The organism is Paenibacillus fonticola DSM 21315, assembly GCF_000381905.1.
In the GTDB taxonomy this organism is placed as follows: domain Bacteria; phylum Bacillota; class Bacilli; order Paenibacillales; family Paenibacillaceae; genus Fontibacillus; species Fontibacillus fonticola.
Map to the genome: position 1 here is coordinate 1 of NZ_KB907287.1, position 14,478 is coordinate 14,478.

The window sequence follows — 14,478 nt, forward strand, 5'->3', positions numbered from 1 at the left end:
CCATTAACGGATACAAGAGAAGAAAGCTATCGGATAGGCTATAGTAGTATTGAAGCATCGGAACGTATTCTTGACACTGTGGGGATACTTGCCGGAGGAGCAAGCTTGGTTAAAAATGCCCCTAAAATATTAAAGAGTTTTGTGGGCAAGAGAAGTGCATCTGGCTTGGCAAAGCTAGGAGATGGTAAGTTAAAAACAAATGCGCTGCGAGCACCAAAGCCAATCGAAGACTTGAGTGATTTACTTAACGATGCGGCTCGTAAAATGAATCAGGATCATATTAGAGATGGCATAGTACATAAAGGCGGCATCGATTTCTGGAAGTCGCTCGACAACGATGTGAAAGTAAAAAATAAGTTGGACGATGCGGGGGCAAAGAAGAAGGAGCTTTCAAATAAGGATAAGACCCCTGAATCGAATAAACAGAGCCCAGAAGAAAAACGGAGAAGGGAACAGGAGGAAAGACGAAGAAGGGATGAAGAAGAAAGACGGAGAAGGGATGAGGGGACGGGTAAAACTTCATCAAACTTTGCAGACCGAACACTTCTTGAGGGGCATTATGAGAAGCATGGTGGAGAATTTAAAGGTTCGTATAAAAACGCTGATGAGTACCTTCAAGGGGCAAATGATGTAATGAACGGCGGCACTAAAGTTCAATACGAATATAAGTTAAAGAATGGGACAGTTGAAACAAGGACTGGTTATGCTAAATTTATGGGTAACACTCAGAAAGGCGAAGCAAAATTTGAGTTTGTTGGTACAAATAATAACGGAGATATAACCACCTATCATGTAAAACGTGGAGAAGATTTATGGAAATTATTGAATGGAAACAAGCATGATAAAACTATTAACCCGTTAGAGTAGAAGAGGAGGAATTCCCATTCAGTACACGGCAAAAGTTATTAAGATGAGCCCCGTAATTGAAGAAGAGGTTACGCTTGAAATTGACGGAATTCAAATTGTTGCGTTCGCAAATGAATGCCTGTTTGGGCTCATTGTTGGAGAGGTCTATCAGATTGAACTCGATGTGACCATACTTGATGAATTTATTATTAAGCAAGTGGACTTGGATGAGTATAAGATACATCAGGAGAACAATAGTTTCGCTTACAGCCTACAAGGAAAACTAGATATTGATGAAGGGGCTTTAGAGGTAGGTGGTATAACTTTTGAAATTGATAGTGAGTTCCTGATGGAGTATGGTTATTTACATGAACAATATGTTCAAATAAGGGTAGACCGATTTACCGTCGATTTTTTGAATAACTAAATGTAGAAACCTTGATTGGCTTAATGCCCTTCAAGGTTTCTCTTTTGTGGGGCAACCCAGTGCCGAATAAACCCATCATTCAACCAATAACACGTATGACCCATGTAATGACCTTTTGAAGAAATTTTATAATCTAAAGCTATTCCGTTGCAATGAACAGGTCGATTATGGTCAGATACTACCATGATTGATCTGTTTTTTATTATCTTCGCTTTCTCATATGATTTTCAAAATGCTATGTAACTGTAGAATACGCCGCCCCTCCGCCCTGTACGTTGGGCGGTTCTCGATGGTACTGAGAACGGGGAGAAAGCTTTTTCAGGCATTCTGTTCTTTTTTGAGTAGTGCATAAAGAATTATCGTGGGAAGCATATAGATGCTTATATCCAGGCGGCGTGATAATTAAAGCGGTAGTTTACTTTTCAAGGCGGATAATATCTCTAACATCGTATATGCCGAGGCAATCAGCAATTTTTTCGATATGTTCACGATTTATTGAGGTTCTCTGGTTGTTGCAGATTTCGCTAATTGCCGCAGGTCGGATACCTGTAAGTTCTGAAAGTTGCTTTTGAGTCATCCCACGTTCCTTTAAAATTTCACTCAACCGAATAGTTAGATGCATAAAACACTCCCCCTCTAACAATTAATCATAGAATAAATTGATATATGACGCAATAACGCAATGTTGACATTACGAAATAGCGGAATTACAATTAATATATTACTAAATAACGTTATGTCGTAATATCGGGAGGGGGCTGCACATAAAATGGATCACTGTATCCATTGACCGCATTGTCATCGACTTTACAGACGTATATTGGGATTTCTTTAATGAATTCCATAAACGAATCCGTCATTATTACGGGGTTTAGATGACGGTAGAGAAAGAGGATTGTCCAAGTTCGACTCGAAGGTGAGGCGGCTTGTTCAGGAAATTCAGCAAGGAGAACTTCTACCGCAGAATACAACTCCTTATTACCGTAGGCAAATCCAAGAACAGATGAGAACGCAGGATGTACTAGACCTGAACGAACTGGCGGCGGAGCAATGGCAGGAGGCGATAACGCTCTCCTGTGCCATTCTATCCGGCAAGTTTAATCATCTTCTAGTACAAGAAGTTCGTTCAGGCTGATATTGAGTGTCCGGCAAATTTGCTCCAACGTATCGAAATAAGCGGCATTTACTTTATCAGAACAGAGATGGCTAATTGTATTAGGGCGTACATTCATTAACCGAGCCAATTCCCTTTGAGACATTCCTTTTTCCTTAAGGATTTCTTTTAATCTAAGTCGTATCGGCATAAGACACTTGCTCCCTACCGTTTTTAACTATAACTATAAACAGTTACAGAAATAAATTCAAAGAAAACTATTGAATGTATCTGTGTTCCGATATATAATTTAGATAATATCGGAATAGCGTTACAAAAATCTCAATTATCGTAACGTTGGGAGAGAGGAAATGACTAAATAACGTTATATCGTAGTAATAGGAGGAGGTATCAATGTAATCATTTATTTCTGAGTATGGCCACAAGGATAAAGTTACGAAACACGAGGCTGTCAGGCGGAGTACTGGGAAGTTGGATAATCGTGAGTAAAAAAGGAAGCGACTCTGGAAAAAGAACTTGCTACTTTCTCAACGCAATTGTCTAAGGGGCAGACTGCACATTTAATCTATCATGTGTTCTTTCACGGCGTTGCAATCCATACGAAAGGAAGATGAAAATGAAAAGTTTTCTGGAAGCACTATATTATGGTGAAATCCACCCCGAAGAAAATATCGTCTCGCGAGATCCTGAGTATCGTAGAATAAGCAGAAAAGTATCCGAAGCAATGGGAATGTGGAAAGAGAAGCTATCTACCGATGATTTCGACCAGCTTGAAATTATGCTCGATTTGCGCAGTCAGACTGAGTCGCTGCATGTAACTGCTACTTTCGCCAACGGGTTTCAGCTTGGAGCGTTAATGATGATAGATATATACGCGGCTAAGGAACAACTTTTGTATGGTTTGAAGTAATTATATTTTAAAAAAAATATGCGGTGTACTAAAGGCCTATTTCTACCTTGATTTAGTAGGAAGAGGCTTTTTCGTCATGAGGCAAGGCTATATAAGCTGAACTATTGAATAGGAGCTTTGTGATTGAAATCGTAGACGATAGCAAAGTCATTGAACTTGAAGGTCTAGGTGAAGGCCCCCCCTGTGTCAGAATAGTTGTCGTCCCCCTCAAAAGAACGTATAGTGAGGAAAACGAGAACAAGGTGGAAGACAATGAACCAAGTGAGCAAGGAGTTAAAGCAGAGCATCTTGCATCGAATGATGCCGCCTAATTATTATGGGGCTAGACTTCTTATACTTATGCTCGAAAAATGCTGAATCAGAAGGGAGAAATGCTTCTTGCAGTTGCGAATCCATACTCTTTTTCAGCCAAGACAAGCAAACGGTAGAGTAGCATCAAACAAATATATTGAAATCACACCATCTCCGAAACTAGCTCCGTATGTGTCTTGCTATTGGTTAAGCGAACCGGTAACAGAAAATCAGGAACCGGGTTCTTCCGAATCGCTCAAAGCGCTTTGTGTGGAAAGTGTCGATCGGGTACTGCCAGACGGCTGCAGTGACATTATATTTGAACATGATCTTAAGGGAAATAAATACAGGACTTTGTTTTATGGATTCGTTGACGAGCCCTTTACAATTACCTACGACCAGCATCACCCTGTGCAGAAGTTCGGTGTGCGATTTTTTCCAGGTGGAATCTATTCATTGTTAGGTATACCACAACAAGACCTTGCTAATTCGCATTTTGATATTGATTTGGTTTGGGCGGGTATGACTAATGAGATAGAAGATCGGATTTTCGCAGAGCCGTTATTCGAAAAAAAAGTGAAGATCATGGAGGATTTTTTGCTCTCTTACATGCGTACCAAAGCTATAGTGGACGATAGCCTAATAAATAAATTGCTGTATCACATTTTTATGACTGAGGGAAAAACTAGCGTACAGGAATTAGCCAAAAGAGAAGTGATAAGCACACGTCAAATGAACCGCATCTTTTATCGATGGATCGGAACTAGTCCAAAGCGATTTTGTGAAGTGGTCAGGTTTCAAGCGATAATTAACGTTATACAAAGTTCGCCGGGCGTAGACCGGGGCCTTGCCTATAATCATGGTTATTTCGATCAAGCCCACATGATACGTGATTTCAAACGCTTTTATGGTGATTCGCTGAGTGCTGCTGTTAGAGAGTTTGGCAACATGTCCGATTTTTACAATCAATAGGTATTTCAAATCTATTAAAATAATAGTGTATTAATTCAAATTACATTTTCTGGGAGGACTAGGACTAAAATGAAACCACGAATTTCGGTTATTACACTGGGTGTAGATGACTTGGAGCGATCCTTGGTATTCTATCGAGATGGATTAGGGTTTTCGACAGAAGGTATTATTGGCACAGAATTTGAACATGGCGCCGTCGCCTTTTTCGATTTGGAAGCTGGCTTAAGGCTCGCAATTTTTGAGCGTAATAATATTGCCCTTGACGCAAAGATTAATCAGACCCAACCTAACCCTGCTGAATTTACTCTTGGTCATAATGTAAGTAGCAAGGAGGAAGTTGATAAGGTAATGGAAGAAGTGAACAAGGCTGGTGCTATCATCACCGTCCCGGCACACGACACATTTTGGGGTGGCTATTCTGGTTATTTTCAAGACCCAGATGGTCATTTATGGGAAGTAGTTTGGAACCCGGAATGGGAGATAAAAGAGTAACTTTTTTGTTATAGAAAATAGAAAACGTAAACCAAAATGTTATACATAACAGGTCGAATGGTCAGATACTATCATTAATCGACCTGCTTTTTTGTCTTCATAAAATCTTTCAAGCCTACTACTTAACGAGTATCGAAAAAGCGCTGTAAACCAATAAAACAGCCATAGTAAAATTAAACGGCCGTCTGTAGCGCATGATGACTTTTTGCAAAATAGAGCCGAACAGACTCCAGGTGAAGGTACTCAGGAAACCCGTGACACCTAACAATACGGAGAAAAGAAAATAGCTTAAGTGCGAAGCATAATAGGGTGCGATAAAGGTCCCCACTAAGGTAATGCTGAACAAGATGCCTTTTGGATTGACGAATTGCAGCAGGGCGCCGGTGATGAAGAGATTGCCGTCTTCGTTCTCCCTGGATTCTCCCGTATTTTTACTGGTCAATATTTTATAAGCCAAATACAGCATGTAGCCAACGCCAAGCAGGGTTAAAGGGAGTTCAATCACGGGCATTACGCTGGCAAGCAGGAGGTTAAAGAAACTGCAGCATAGCAGGGTAATTACGAAAAATCCGCTGCCCACGCCAATACTGAATTTCACGGTTCTTTTTAGTCCCCGGTGGGCCATGGCCATAGCCATGATATTGTTGGGGCCCGGGGTGAAGCTGGATATGAATACAAAGAGTAAAAACGAAATGACGGGCATAAAGATCTCCTTCGCATGAATATATGTTAAAATATACTTAACGGACGTTATAACGACCGTCGTGCTTTATACTATACACATTGGACGTTATATTGTATATAAGGAGGAGGCACATGGAGGAAATCCATCTTATTCTTGCGAGAAATTTAAAGGCCATTCGAGAAAAGGAAAAGTTAAGCTTGGAGAAGGTTTCTCAGCTAAGCGGCGTAAGCAAGACGATGATCGGACAAATTGAGCGAGGTGAATCAAGCCCGACCCTTACGACCATTTGGAAAATTGCGAATGGACTGAAGGTTTCTTTTACTGCGCTCGTCCAACAGTCCCAGCCGGAGACGGAAGTCGTTATACGAAATGAACTACAAGCATTGACAGAGGATAATGGGAAGTTTAAAGTGTATCCCTGCTTTCCTTTTCAGGAGGAACGGCGCTTTGAGCTTTACCAGGTGGATATTGAGCCTGGGGGGATGCTGCAGGCGGAGGCCCACAGAGAGGGAACGGAGGAATACATCATGGTTTATGATGGCGAGCTTATCCTCCGCGTTAATGAAGATGAGTATAAATTGCAGCAGGGTGATTCCATTCGGTTCAGGGCGGACAGGCCGCATGCTTACGTTAATGCTGGGGAAATGTTAGTCCGGCTAAGCATGACGATTTATTATGTACTGCCGGCTCATGAGCTTTAAGTTAGCCCACCACACGACCAATAAAAATCCCCGGTTCAGCTTACCGCCTTAACGCGGGTTGAACCGGGGATTTAACGTGCCGAGAGCCGTTCCCGGCGTGCTTGCGATCATGCAGCCTCAAGTACACTACTTACACTACACTTCGTCATACAACCGCTTCAGAAACTCGACACTCTCCGCCAAATGTGGTTCAGTTGTACTCTCCATGAGGCCCTGAATATGAGGCCGTTCGTATTTCATATAGCGGAGAATCGGCTCGAACTTGAGCAGGCCCTGGCCGATAGGGACCATTTCAATACGTCCGTCCTGCACGACGAAATCCTTTAGGTGAATGACCGCGATCCGGTTGCCTAGCAGTTCCAATGCCTCGGCGACAACTTCATCCTGCCGCATATAATTGTCCGGCGACATCAGGTTCGCGCAGTCGAGAATGATTTGCAGATTGTTCGACGGGATCGCGTCCAGCAGCCTCCGGGCTAAGGGCGCGGAGTGGAGGGGATGATTCAACCCCGCTTCGATTCCTACCGTGACGCCAAAGCGTTCAGCTTCGGCAACCATCTCCCGCACCGCAGCGATGACCCGCTGGAAGGCTTCCTCGGTGAAGTTATCGGTGGTGTAGCCTTTGCCGACACTCCCCGTCTCCGTGCCTACAAGGCAGGCGCCAAAATCTCTGGCCAAGCGGAGATTGGTCTTGAAATCGGCCAGCGCTTGAGCCTCCTCCTCAGGGTTGGGAGCAACGATATTGACATAGCAGCCGAGCACGGCAATTTGAATGCCCGCCCGCCGGAAGGCGTTGCCGTAGTAAGCCGCCGTGCCCGGACTCAAAGCGGAAAAGCTGGGAGCGCTTTCCGGAAAAGACTTCTTAATCGCAAATTGAATATGCGAGAACTCGTATTGCTGCAGCTTCTGAATAAGATCCGTCAATGGAATTTGTCCGAAATCATGGGCGCGAACGCCAAGATGAAGTGGAACCGTCATGTGATCTCTCCTTTTAAATGCTGCTTTAGAGCAGATAGTTCTGTCGATTGCTGGATAGCTTCGGCCACGAGCCTGGCGATTTGCTGGGCGCCTGCGTCCGAGAAGTGCGTATCGTCGGCAATGCCGGCGGGGTAGTTCGGATGAGCCTGCTCCGGCAAGTGCATTAAGAGCCGCTTCGATCCTTCAACGCCGAACGCCTTGTAAAGTTGCTGTGAAGCTGTAAAAATATCGAGCAGCGGCGTGCCGGTCTCCGACGCGACTTCCCGCATAGCGGAGGGATACTCGCCTACCGCGAAGGGATCGAGCTCCCCATCCTCCAAGTAGCGGCGGCGGCTGACTGAGGTCAGCAGCACTGGTGTTCCGCCGCGCTCGCGGGCCGAGTCGATAAACCGCTTCAAATTGAGGCGATACGCCCCATTCGGATCAGTATAGCGGCTTGGATCTTCCGTTTTCTCGTCATTATGACCAAACTGAATGAACAAATAGTCGCCCGCCCGAAAGTCCTGCTCAATCGCAGCTAGCCGCCCTTCAGCCAGAAACGATTTCGTGCTGCGCCCGTTAATCGCGCGATTGTCTACACGCACGGAAGACTGGAAGTAATCTTGAATGTATTCGCCCCAGCCTGTCATCGGCTTCTCGGCCGCTCCTTTCAGAGCGGCTGTGGAATCGCCGGCAATAAACAATGTATGGTTCATGCATATTCCTTCTTTACATAATGATATCGGTCCAGCCAATTTTCGGCAAGACCAAGCCATTGCCGCACGTGGGCATGATCGTCTGCGAGCCCAAGACCGTGGCGCCCTTCCTCAAATATGTGCAGCTCAAACGGAATTTTATGACGGGACAGAGCCCCTGCAAATAGCAGGCTGTTTTCGACGGGCACGACGCTGTCGTTGGCCGTCATCCAGATGAAAGTAGGAGGGGTCTCGGCGGTAACGCGCTGATCGGATGACCAGGCATCCAACAATTCCCGTTCAGGGTTGGCTCCTAGGAAATGATCCCGGCTTCCTTGATGGACATACGGTTCATGCAGCGAGATTACAGGATAGCAGAGCAGCAGCAGATTCGGCTTCACCGTTCCTGTAGTCGCAGCGATGGAAGCCAAATGACCTCCCGCAGAGGAACCGATCATCCCGACCTGGCCTGGGATAACATTCCAATCCTTCGGCGCCTCCCGCACCCATTTGAGGGCATCCTCCACATCCTTGATCAGGTCGGCGAACTCGAAATCGCCGACCTGATAGTGCAGCACGCCAGCGTGGATGCCCAGGTCATTCAGCCAGCGGGCGATGGGCTCGCCTTCATGCTGAGCGAGATGGCTGTAACCGCCGCCGGGCAGCACAAGTACAAAGGGACGAGCCGCAGCAGTGTCATGTTTTTCGCTGTCCTGTACAGGATAGAGAAAGAGGAGGGAGGTTTCCGGCGGAAACTTCCCTTCCTCTTTGCTCAGCCGCTCGTTGTTGGCACAAACTAGTAGCATGAGCGTCGTCTCCTTTACTTGGCAGTGCTGAAGCCAAAATAGTTAGCTGCGTTGTTATAGGAAATGTCCTCGACCAGCTTTCCGAGCAGCGCAACGTCATTCGGCGCTTCGCCGCGCTCCACCCATTCGCCGATCAACTCGCACAATACGCGGCGGAAATACTCGTGGCGAGTGTAGGACAAGAAGCTGCGAGAGTCCGTTAACATTCCGACGAAGTTGGCCAGCACACTATGGTCGGCAAACATGGTGAGCTGATGGCGCATTCCGCTGCGCGTATCGTTGTACCACCAGCCGGATCCGAGCTGCAGCTTGCCTGCCGTTTCTTTCTGGTAACAGCCCATCAGTGTCAGCAGAACAGGATAGTCGTTCTGATTCAAGGAATACAAAATTGTCTTCGGCAATCCTTGACTGCTTTCGGCACGGTCCAGCAGCTGTGACAGCGACTCGGTCAGCGGCAGATCGTTTAATGCGTCGTAGCCTGTGTCAGGGCCTAATTTGTTGAACATCGCCGTATTGTTGTTTCTGTAGGCGTGGATATGCAGCTGCATCGTCCAGTCCTTTTCGCGATACATGCCGATGAGCGCGGACAGCAGCTCAGTACGGTAAATCGTAACTTCTTCCTTGGACAGGTCATCCCCGGCCAATCTCTTGGCAAAAATCCGCTCAACCGTACCTTCATCGCCAGCCTGGTAACGGAGAACATCGAGCGCATGGTCCGATAGGCGGCAGCCGTGTTCATGGAAAAACTGTACACGGTTGTTCAGCGCCTCGATCAGCCCGGCATATGAAGCGACCGTTACTCCGCTAGCCTGCTCCAGCCATCCGATCCAGTCTTTAAAGCCTGGCGCATCGATGTTGAGCGCCTTATCCGGCCGGAAGGTCGGGAACACTTGAAAATCCTGCTCTTCTTTGCTTAATGCCTGATGATACTCCAGGGAGTCGATAGGATCATCCGTCGTACAGATGATTTTCACTTTGGAGTTCTTAATCAGGCTGCGGCGCCGGAAGTCCGGAGAAGCGAGCTTCGCATTGGCTTGTTCCCAAATCCGCGGCGCGGATTGTTCATTTAAGAGCTCGTCGATGCCAAAGAAACGGCGCAGCTCCAAATGAGTCCAGCTGAACAACGGGTTGCCGATCGTTTTCGGTACCGTCCGGGCCCATGCTAGGAATTTATCATAGTCGGAAGCGTCTCCGGTAATATGGGACTCGGGTACGCCGTTGGCGCGCATCAGGCGCCATTTGTAGTGATCCCCGTAGAGCCAGGCTTCGGTAATGTTCTTGAAGTTTTTGTCTTCGTAAATTTCCTTCGGGTCAAGATGGCAATGATAATCAATAATAGGCATGTTGTCGGCGTAGTCATGGAACAGGGACTCGGCCATGTCGGTCGTTAATAAGAAGTTATCGTTTAGAAACATTCCTTCAGGCTCCTTTACAGTGGTTCGTTTATAATGTAACCCCAGTTTTGAAAATCGCCAGCTCACGCACTTCGTTCTGCTCGTTGCGGGTTGGCTGGCCGCTGGCTACGTCAATCAGGTAATCGATGAATTCTTCGAGAACCTGTTCCATCGGCGTATCGAGCAGCGAGCCGGCATTGAAGTCCATCCAATGCTTCTTGTTATTATAAATGTCATTGTTGGTGGCGATCTTTACCGTTGGCACGAAGCTGCCAAATGGTGTTCCCCGGCCGGTCGTAAACAGAACGAGCTGGCAATCGGATGCGGCGAGCGCAGAGGAGGCGACAAGGTCGTTCCCCGGTGCCTGCAGGAGGCTAAGCCCTTTCTTGCGCAGCTTCTCGCCATATTGCAATACATCGACGACTGCAGCGGTTCCGGCCTTTTGCGTACAGCCAAGCGACTTGTCCTCCAACGTGCTGATACCGCCGGCTTTGTTGCCCGGGGAAGGATTCTCATAGACCGATTCCCCGTGGGACAGGAAGTACTGCTTGAAGTCGTTGATCAAATGTACGATGTCCTCGAAGACCTCCTTGTTCTCCGCACGGCCCATCAGCATTTTCTCCGCGCCGAACATTTCGGGCACTTCCGTTAGCACTGACGTTCCGCCCTGAGAGATCAGGAAGTCCGAGAAGGCGCCCAGCAGCGGATTCGCCGTAATACCCGAGAAGCCATCCGATCCTCCACATTTCAGGCCGACGTTAAGTTCAGAGAGTGGTACAGGCTCACGGTGGTCATTTTGCGCTGCAACATAAAGCTCCTCCAGGAGCTGCAAGCCGGCTTCGACCTCATTTCCGACCTCTTGGGCAACGAGGAACTTGACGCGCTCTTCGTCATAATCGCCCAATATGCTGCGGAATTCAGACACGATGTTGTTCTCGCAGCCTAGGCCAAAGACGAGCACGCCACCGGCATTTGGATGATAGACTGCATCCGCCAGAATGCTGCGCGTCATCCGGTGATCGTCTCCAAGTTGGGAGCAGCCGTAAGGATGCTTCAGCACGGTAATATTGTCAAAGGTACCGAGATCCGGGTGGATCGCCTTGAACTCTTTAATCATTAGCTCGGCAACCCCGTTGACACAGCCTACCGTCGGAACGATGAACAGGTCGTTGCGAATACCGACTTTGCCGTTCTTGCGGCGATAGCCCTGGAAGGTCAAGTCACGTTTTGGGTACGTCACTGGGTGGAGGTCAGGAACATATTCATATTCCTCTTCGCCCGCCAGGTTCGTCGCCAAATTATGCGTATGCACCCAGCCGCCGCGCTGAATCGCAGAAATGGCATGCCCGATCGGGTAGCCGTATTTGATCACTACATCGTTAGGCTCGAAGCTGGTTAAGGCGATTTTATGACCTTGCGGAATATCCTCAAGCGCCTTGAGCACCTGATTGTCGAAATTCAGCTCTTCCCCTGCGCTGATCGGCTTTAAGGCAACAGCAACGGTATCGCGGGGATTCATTTTCGTTAGTCTTTTCATCCTCATCATCTCTCCTAAATCAATTGTTGTAGTGCAGCGCGGCTGCCCGAAGCGTCCAGCTGCTGAATATAACCTTCAAGGGCATTAACGAGGTTCGGTACTTGGGTCAAGTCTTCGCCCCACAAGCTCTCATCTTTCAAAATCGCCGCCGCAAATGTCTCCGGTTTGCTCCAGGCTTCATCAAAGACGGCAATAACCTCAGCGCCGTCCTGACGCTCGACCTTGTCGCCCCGATAGCTAAACAGTAAAGCAGCAAAGGCGAGAGTAGTGAGCTTTGGAAGCTCTCCTTTTTCCTGCTGATATCGAAGCAGCACAGGCAATAGTCTCGTTTTGAACTTGGAAATGCTGTTTAAAGAAATCGACGTTAACTCATGACGGATAAATGGATTTTTGAAGCGTTCCTGTACAGCTTCCGCATAAGATTGCAGCTCTTCCTTCGGCAAATCGAGCATCGGGATTAATTCGTTCTCAATTAATTGCTTCACAAATACGGAGAAGGTTTCGTCGTTCATGACATCCTCGACCGTTTCCAGGCCGGCCAGAAGGGCGAGCGGCACCATTGCTGTATGCGGACCGTTCAGCAGGTGAACTTTACGCTCACGGTATGGCGTCATATCGTCCGTCACCACGACGTTTAATCCGGCTTTAGCCAGCGGCAGGCGCTCTGTCAAAGATGCGGGACCTTCGATGACCCAGAACAGGAAAGGCTCTGCGGTAACCATCAAGTTGTCCTGATAGCCCAATTGTTCCGCCAGTTCCTGCGCTTTGTCGCGCGGATAGCCGGGAACGATGCGGTCGACCAGGCTGCAGCAAAACGTGTTTTCTTGCTCCAGCCATTGCAGGAAGGCATCTCCAAGCTGCCAGTCATTTGCGTATTGCAGTACGATTTCCTTCAGCTTCTCGCCATTGCGGTCGATCAGCTCGCAAGGAATAATGGTGAAGCCCTTTTTGCCTAATTGAAAACGTTTGTAAAGCAGGGCCGTTAATTTCCCGGGAAAACTTTTTGGCGGAACGTCTGCTAGGCGGTCTTCCGCACGATAGGCGATACCCGCCTCGGTCGTGTTCGAAGTTATAAACTCTAGTTCATCGTTATCCGCCAGGGCCAGGTAAGCATCATAATCGGTATAAGGATTAATGACTCGGCTAACGCTTGTAATAATTTCGTCATCATTTACTGTCTGCTGGTTCATAATGCCGTTTAACAGGACGGTATATAGGTAATCCTGCTTTGCCAGCATCTCGCCGAGGCCTTGCTCGATCGGCTGCACTAGCACGGCGCTGCCTTGAAACAGCCCTTGCTTGTTCATTTGCTGCAGCTGCCAGTCCACGAAGGCTCTCATGAAATTGCCTTCACCAAATTGGATCATTCGTTCAGGATAGACAGGCAATTCTGGATGGGTTGCACGGGAAAGTTGTTGTTGTGTCATAAGTAATCATTGGCTCCTTTTTGTAGTCAACGTCAAATGCACACGTTAACAATTTTATTTAAAAAAAGAGAATTCTCTTTTTTTAAAGACAGGTGATCATTTGTGGCATCAGACATCGTACTGGCTCTTAACCTTCAATCTGGGCCACCGTTTGACGCGTCATTAAGGCTGTCTTGACAAACAATTGCTCCGGCTTGCTTTCCGGCTGCTGCATCAGCTCGATCAGCTTCTGTGTGCCAAGCTCGCTAATATCGGCAATCGGTCTGCGGACTGTCGTCAAAGCGGGATTCGTGTACCGGGCAAATACGATATCATCGAATCCGATCAAAGAGAGCTGGGACGGAATAGCTACCCCTTCTGCAAAGCAAGCATTCATCGCTCCGATGGCCATATCGTCATTGCTGCAAAATACGAGCGTTGGCGGTTCGGGTAAGGCCAGCAGCTGGGACATTGCCGTGTACCCGCTTTCAATGCTGTAGTCTCCGGCAATAAAATAATCCGAAGTGAGCGGCAGGCCATGCTCAAGCGCGCTGTCCAGAAATCCTTGCTTGCGTTCTGTCGATGATTTGAAGCCTTTCTTGCCTTCAATCATAGCGAGCTTGCGATGACCTTGGGAAATGGCATAATCGATCGCTTCCTTAACGCCTTCGCGGTCATTCGCGATGACATTCATAATACCCGGGTCCTCAAGCTGGCGATTCAATACGACCAGCGGGATGCCCATTCTCTTCACATGATAGATAAAAGCGTTGTCTTCATCGCTTTGGCTCATCATCAGAATACCGTCAAAACGCTGGGGGATAATGTTGTCCAGGTTATGGATACTGTCGATTCCATTGACGGACAAGTTGTAGTTTTCATCCAGCACATGATTAATGCCTTTGATGACCTCCACGAGAAAACTGGCTGATGTCCCTTGATCAATACTGGAGAAAAATAGGCCAATCGTATAAGACTTCTTCATGACCAGGCTCTTGGCATTGTAATTGGGCACATAATTCAGTTCAGCAGCGATTTTCTCGATACGATCCCGGGTCTCCTTCTTGATGAGCGGGTTGCCGTTAAGCGCCCGGGAGACGGTAGTATGGGAAACGCCGGCGACACGTGCGATATCTTTAATCGTTATCATAGAACCTCTCTACCCGAATAGAATTGTTATCGATTTCATTTTAAATCGAATTCCCGCTAAAATCAAGCATTTAATTATTTGCACACGTGAAAAAT

At 47.4% G+C, this 14,478-nt stretch carries 16 protein-coding genes and 1 pseudogene; 7 read left to right on the top strand and 10 right to left on the bottom strand.

From position 1 onward, the window contains the following. Positions 1 to 867 (top strand): annotated as a pseudogene (locus tag G358_RS34155) (hypothetical protein); the annotation flags it as partial. A 43-nt stretch (positions 868 to 910) separates the two neighbouring features. Then, entirely contained in the window at positions 911 to 1,273 is a 363-nt protein-coding gene (locus G358_RS0127525) for a hypothetical protein (protein WP_019640492.1), read from the top strand. Between the two features lie 415 nt (positions 1,274 to 1,688). Here G358_RS0127525 and G358_RS0127530 read toward each other — a convergent pair whose 3' ends face one another. After that, entirely contained in the window at positions 1,689 to 1,895 is a 207-nt protein-coding gene (locus G358_RS0127530; protein WP_019640493.1) for a helix-turn-helix domain-containing protein, read from the bottom strand. Between the two features lie 273 nt (positions 1,896 to 2,168). Here G358_RS0127530 and G358_RS33310 point away from each other — a divergent pair, with 273 nt between their 5' ends. Further along, on the top strand, positions 2,169 to 2,408 hold the full coding sequence (locus tag G358_RS33310) for a hypothetical protein (protein WP_026342506.1): 240 nt from the start codon (positions 2,169 to 2,171) through the stop codon (positions 2,406 to 2,408). Here G358_RS33310 and G358_RS32735 read toward each other — a convergent pair. Continuing rightward, complete coding sequence (locus tag G358_RS32735; protein WP_019640494.1) at positions 2,371 to 2,577, bottom strand: helix-turn-helix domain-containing protein; 207 nt, start codon at positions 2,575 to 2,577, stop codon at positions 2,371 to 2,373. The genes G358_RS33310 and G358_RS32735 overlap by 38 nt on opposite strands. A 426-nt stretch (positions 2,578 to 3,003) precedes the next feature. Between G358_RS32735 and G358_RS0127540 the strand changes: the two genes are divergently transcribed. The 3 genes from G358_RS0127540 to G358_RS0127555 all read left to right on the top strand — a co-directional run bounded on the left by G358_RS0127540 (position 3,004) and on the right by G358_RS0127555 (position 5,052). Beyond that, on the top strand, positions 3,004 to 3,297 hold the full coding sequence (locus tag G358_RS0127540; RefSeq protein ID WP_019640495.1) for a DUF6809 family protein: 294 nt from the start codon (positions 3,004 to 3,006) through the stop codon (positions 3,295 to 3,297). Positions 3,298 to 3,675: 378 nt separating this feature from the next. Beyond that, the gene (locus G358_RS0127550; RefSeq protein WP_019640497.1) at positions 3,676 to 4,560 is read left to right on the top strand and encodes an AraC family transcriptional regulator; all 885 of its coding nucleotides are present in this window, start codon (positions 3,676 to 3,678) and stop codon (positions 4,558 to 4,560) included. Between the two features lie 69 nt (positions 4,561 to 4,629). Continuing rightward, entirely contained in the window at positions 4,630 to 5,052 is a 423-nt protein-coding gene (locus G358_RS0127555; RefSeq protein WP_019640498.1) for a VOC family protein, read from the top strand. A 118-nt stretch (positions 5,053 to 5,170) separates the two neighbouring features. Here the strand turns inward: G358_RS0127555 and G358_RS0127560 are convergent, their stop codons facing one another. Then, on the bottom strand, positions 5,171 to 5,755 hold the full coding sequence (locus G358_RS0127560; RefSeq protein ID WP_019640499.1) for a LysE family translocator: 585 nt from the start codon (positions 5,753 to 5,755) through the stop codon (positions 5,171 to 5,173). 113 nt (positions 5,756 to 5,868) lie between these two features. Between G358_RS0127560 and G358_RS0127565 the strand changes: the two genes are divergently transcribed. Next, positions 5,869 to 6,438, top strand: coding sequence for a helix-turn-helix domain-containing protein (locus G358_RS0127565; protein WP_019640500.1), 570 nt, complete (start codon positions 5,869 to 5,871; stop codon positions 6,436 to 6,438). 135 nt (positions 6,439 to 6,573) lie between these two features. Here G358_RS0127565 and G358_RS0127570 read toward each other — a convergent pair whose 3' ends face one another. From G358_RS0127570 to G358_RS0127600, 7 genes are all read right to left on the bottom strand, one after another. Continuing rightward, positions 6,574 to 7,416 (bottom strand): sugar phosphate isomerase/epimerase family protein, encoded by an 843-nt coding sequence (locus tag G358_RS0127570; protein ID WP_019640501.1) that lies wholly within the window; start codon positions 7,414 to 7,416, stop codon positions 6,574 to 6,576. Next, the gene (locus G358_RS34160) at positions 7,413 to 8,111 is read right to left on the bottom strand and encodes a rhamnogalacturonan acetylesterase (protein ID WP_026342508.1); all 699 of its coding nucleotides are present in this window, start codon (positions 8,109 to 8,111) and stop codon (positions 7,413 to 7,415) included. Before G358_RS34160 ends, G358_RS0127570 begins: the two co-directional genes overlap by 4 nt. Then, positions 8,108 to 8,896, bottom strand: a complete 789-nt coding sequence (locus G358_RS34165) for an alpha/beta hydrolase (RefSeq protein WP_051107742.1) — start codon at positions 8,894 to 8,896, stop codon at positions 8,108 to 8,110. The genes G358_RS34160 and G358_RS34165 overlap by 4 nt, the downstream gene beginning before the upstream one ends. Positions 8,897 to 8,910: 14 nt before the next feature. Further along, complete coding sequence (uxaC, locus tag G358_RS0127585) at positions 8,911 to 10,311, bottom strand: glucuronate isomerase (RefSeq protein WP_019640502.1); 1,401 nt, start codon at positions 10,309 to 10,311, stop codon at positions 8,911 to 8,913. Positions 10,312 to 10,339: 28 nt separating this feature from the next. Next, positions 10,340 to 11,827: a UxaA family hydrolase gene (locus G358_RS0127590; protein ID WP_019640503.1), complete on the bottom strand. Its 1,488-nt coding sequence runs from the start codon at positions 11,825 to 11,827 to the stop codon at positions 10,340 to 10,342. A gap of 14 nt (positions 11,828 to 11,841) precedes the next feature. After that, positions 11,842 to 13,254, bottom strand: coding sequence for a tagaturonate reductase (locus G358_RS0127595; protein WP_019640504.1), 1,413 nt, complete (start codon positions 13,252 to 13,254; stop codon positions 11,842 to 11,844). 127 nt (positions 13,255 to 13,381) lie between these two features. Continuing rightward, a complete protein-coding gene (locus G358_RS0127600) occupies positions 13,382 to 14,383 on the bottom strand; it encodes a LacI family DNA-binding transcriptional regulator (RefSeq protein ID WP_019640505.1) in 1,002 nt (333 codons plus the stop codon). Between the last annotated feature and the right edge of the window lie 95 nt (positions 14,384 to 14,478).

What these genes read in the sequence shown, in the direction of transcription:
- G358_RS0127525 (WP_019640492.1), top strand. Translation starts at nt 911, where the DNA reads ATGAGCCCCGTAATTGAAGAAGAGGTTACGCTTGAAATTGACGGAATT.
- G358_RS0127530 (WP_019640493.1), bottom strand. Translation starts at nt 1,895, where the DNA reads ATGCATCTAACTATTCGGTTGAGTGAAATTTTAAAGGAACGTGGGATG.
- G358_RS32735 (WP_019640494.1), bottom strand. Translation starts at nt 2,577, where the DNA reads ATGCCGATACGACTTAGATTAAAAGAAATCCTTAAGGAAAAAGGAATG.
- G358_RS0127540 (WP_019640495.1), top strand. Translation starts at nt 3,004, where the DNA reads ATGAAAAGTTTTCTGGAAGCACTATATTATGGTGAAATCCACCCCGAA.
- G358_RS0127555 (WP_019640498.1), top strand. Translation starts at nt 4,630, where the DNA reads ATGAAACCACGAATTTCGGTTATTACACTGGGTGTAGATGACTTGGAG.
- G358_RS0127560 (WP_019640499.1), bottom strand. Translation starts at nt 5,755, where the DNA reads ATGCCCGTCATTTCGTTTTTACTCTTTGTATTCATATCCAGCTTCACC.
- G358_RS0127565 (WP_019640500.1), top strand. Translation starts at nt 5,869, where the DNA reads ATGGAGGAAATCCATCTTATTCTTGCGAGAAATTTAAAGGCCATTCGA.
- G358_RS0127570 (WP_019640501.1), bottom strand. Translation starts at nt 7,416, where the DNA reads ATGACGGTTCCACTTCATCTTGGCGTTCGCGCCCATGATTTCGGACAA.
- G358_RS34160 (WP_026342508.1), bottom strand. Translation starts at nt 8,111, where the DNA reads ATGAACCATACATTGTTTATTGCCGGCGATTCCACAGCCGCTCTGAAA.
- G358_RS34165 (WP_051107742.1), bottom strand. Translation starts at nt 8,896, where the DNA reads ATGCTACTAGTTTGTGCCAACAACGAGCGGCTGAGCAAAGAGGAAGGG.
- uxaC (WP_019640502.1), bottom strand. Translation starts at nt 10,311, where the DNA reads ATGTTTCTAAACGATAACTTCTTATTAACGACCGACATGGCCGAGTCC.
- G358_RS0127590 (WP_019640503.1), bottom strand. Translation starts at nt 11,827, where the DNA reads ATGAAAAGACTAACGAAAATGAATCCCCGCGATACCGTTGCTGTTGCC.
- G358_RS0127595 (WP_019640504.1), bottom strand. Translation starts at nt 13,254, where the DNA reads ATGACACAACAACAACTTTCCCGTGCAACCCATCCAGAATTGCCTGTC.
- G358_RS0127600 (WP_019640505.1), bottom strand. Translation starts at nt 14,383, where the DNA reads ATGATAACGATTAAAGATATCGCACGTGTCGCCGGCGTTTCCCATACT.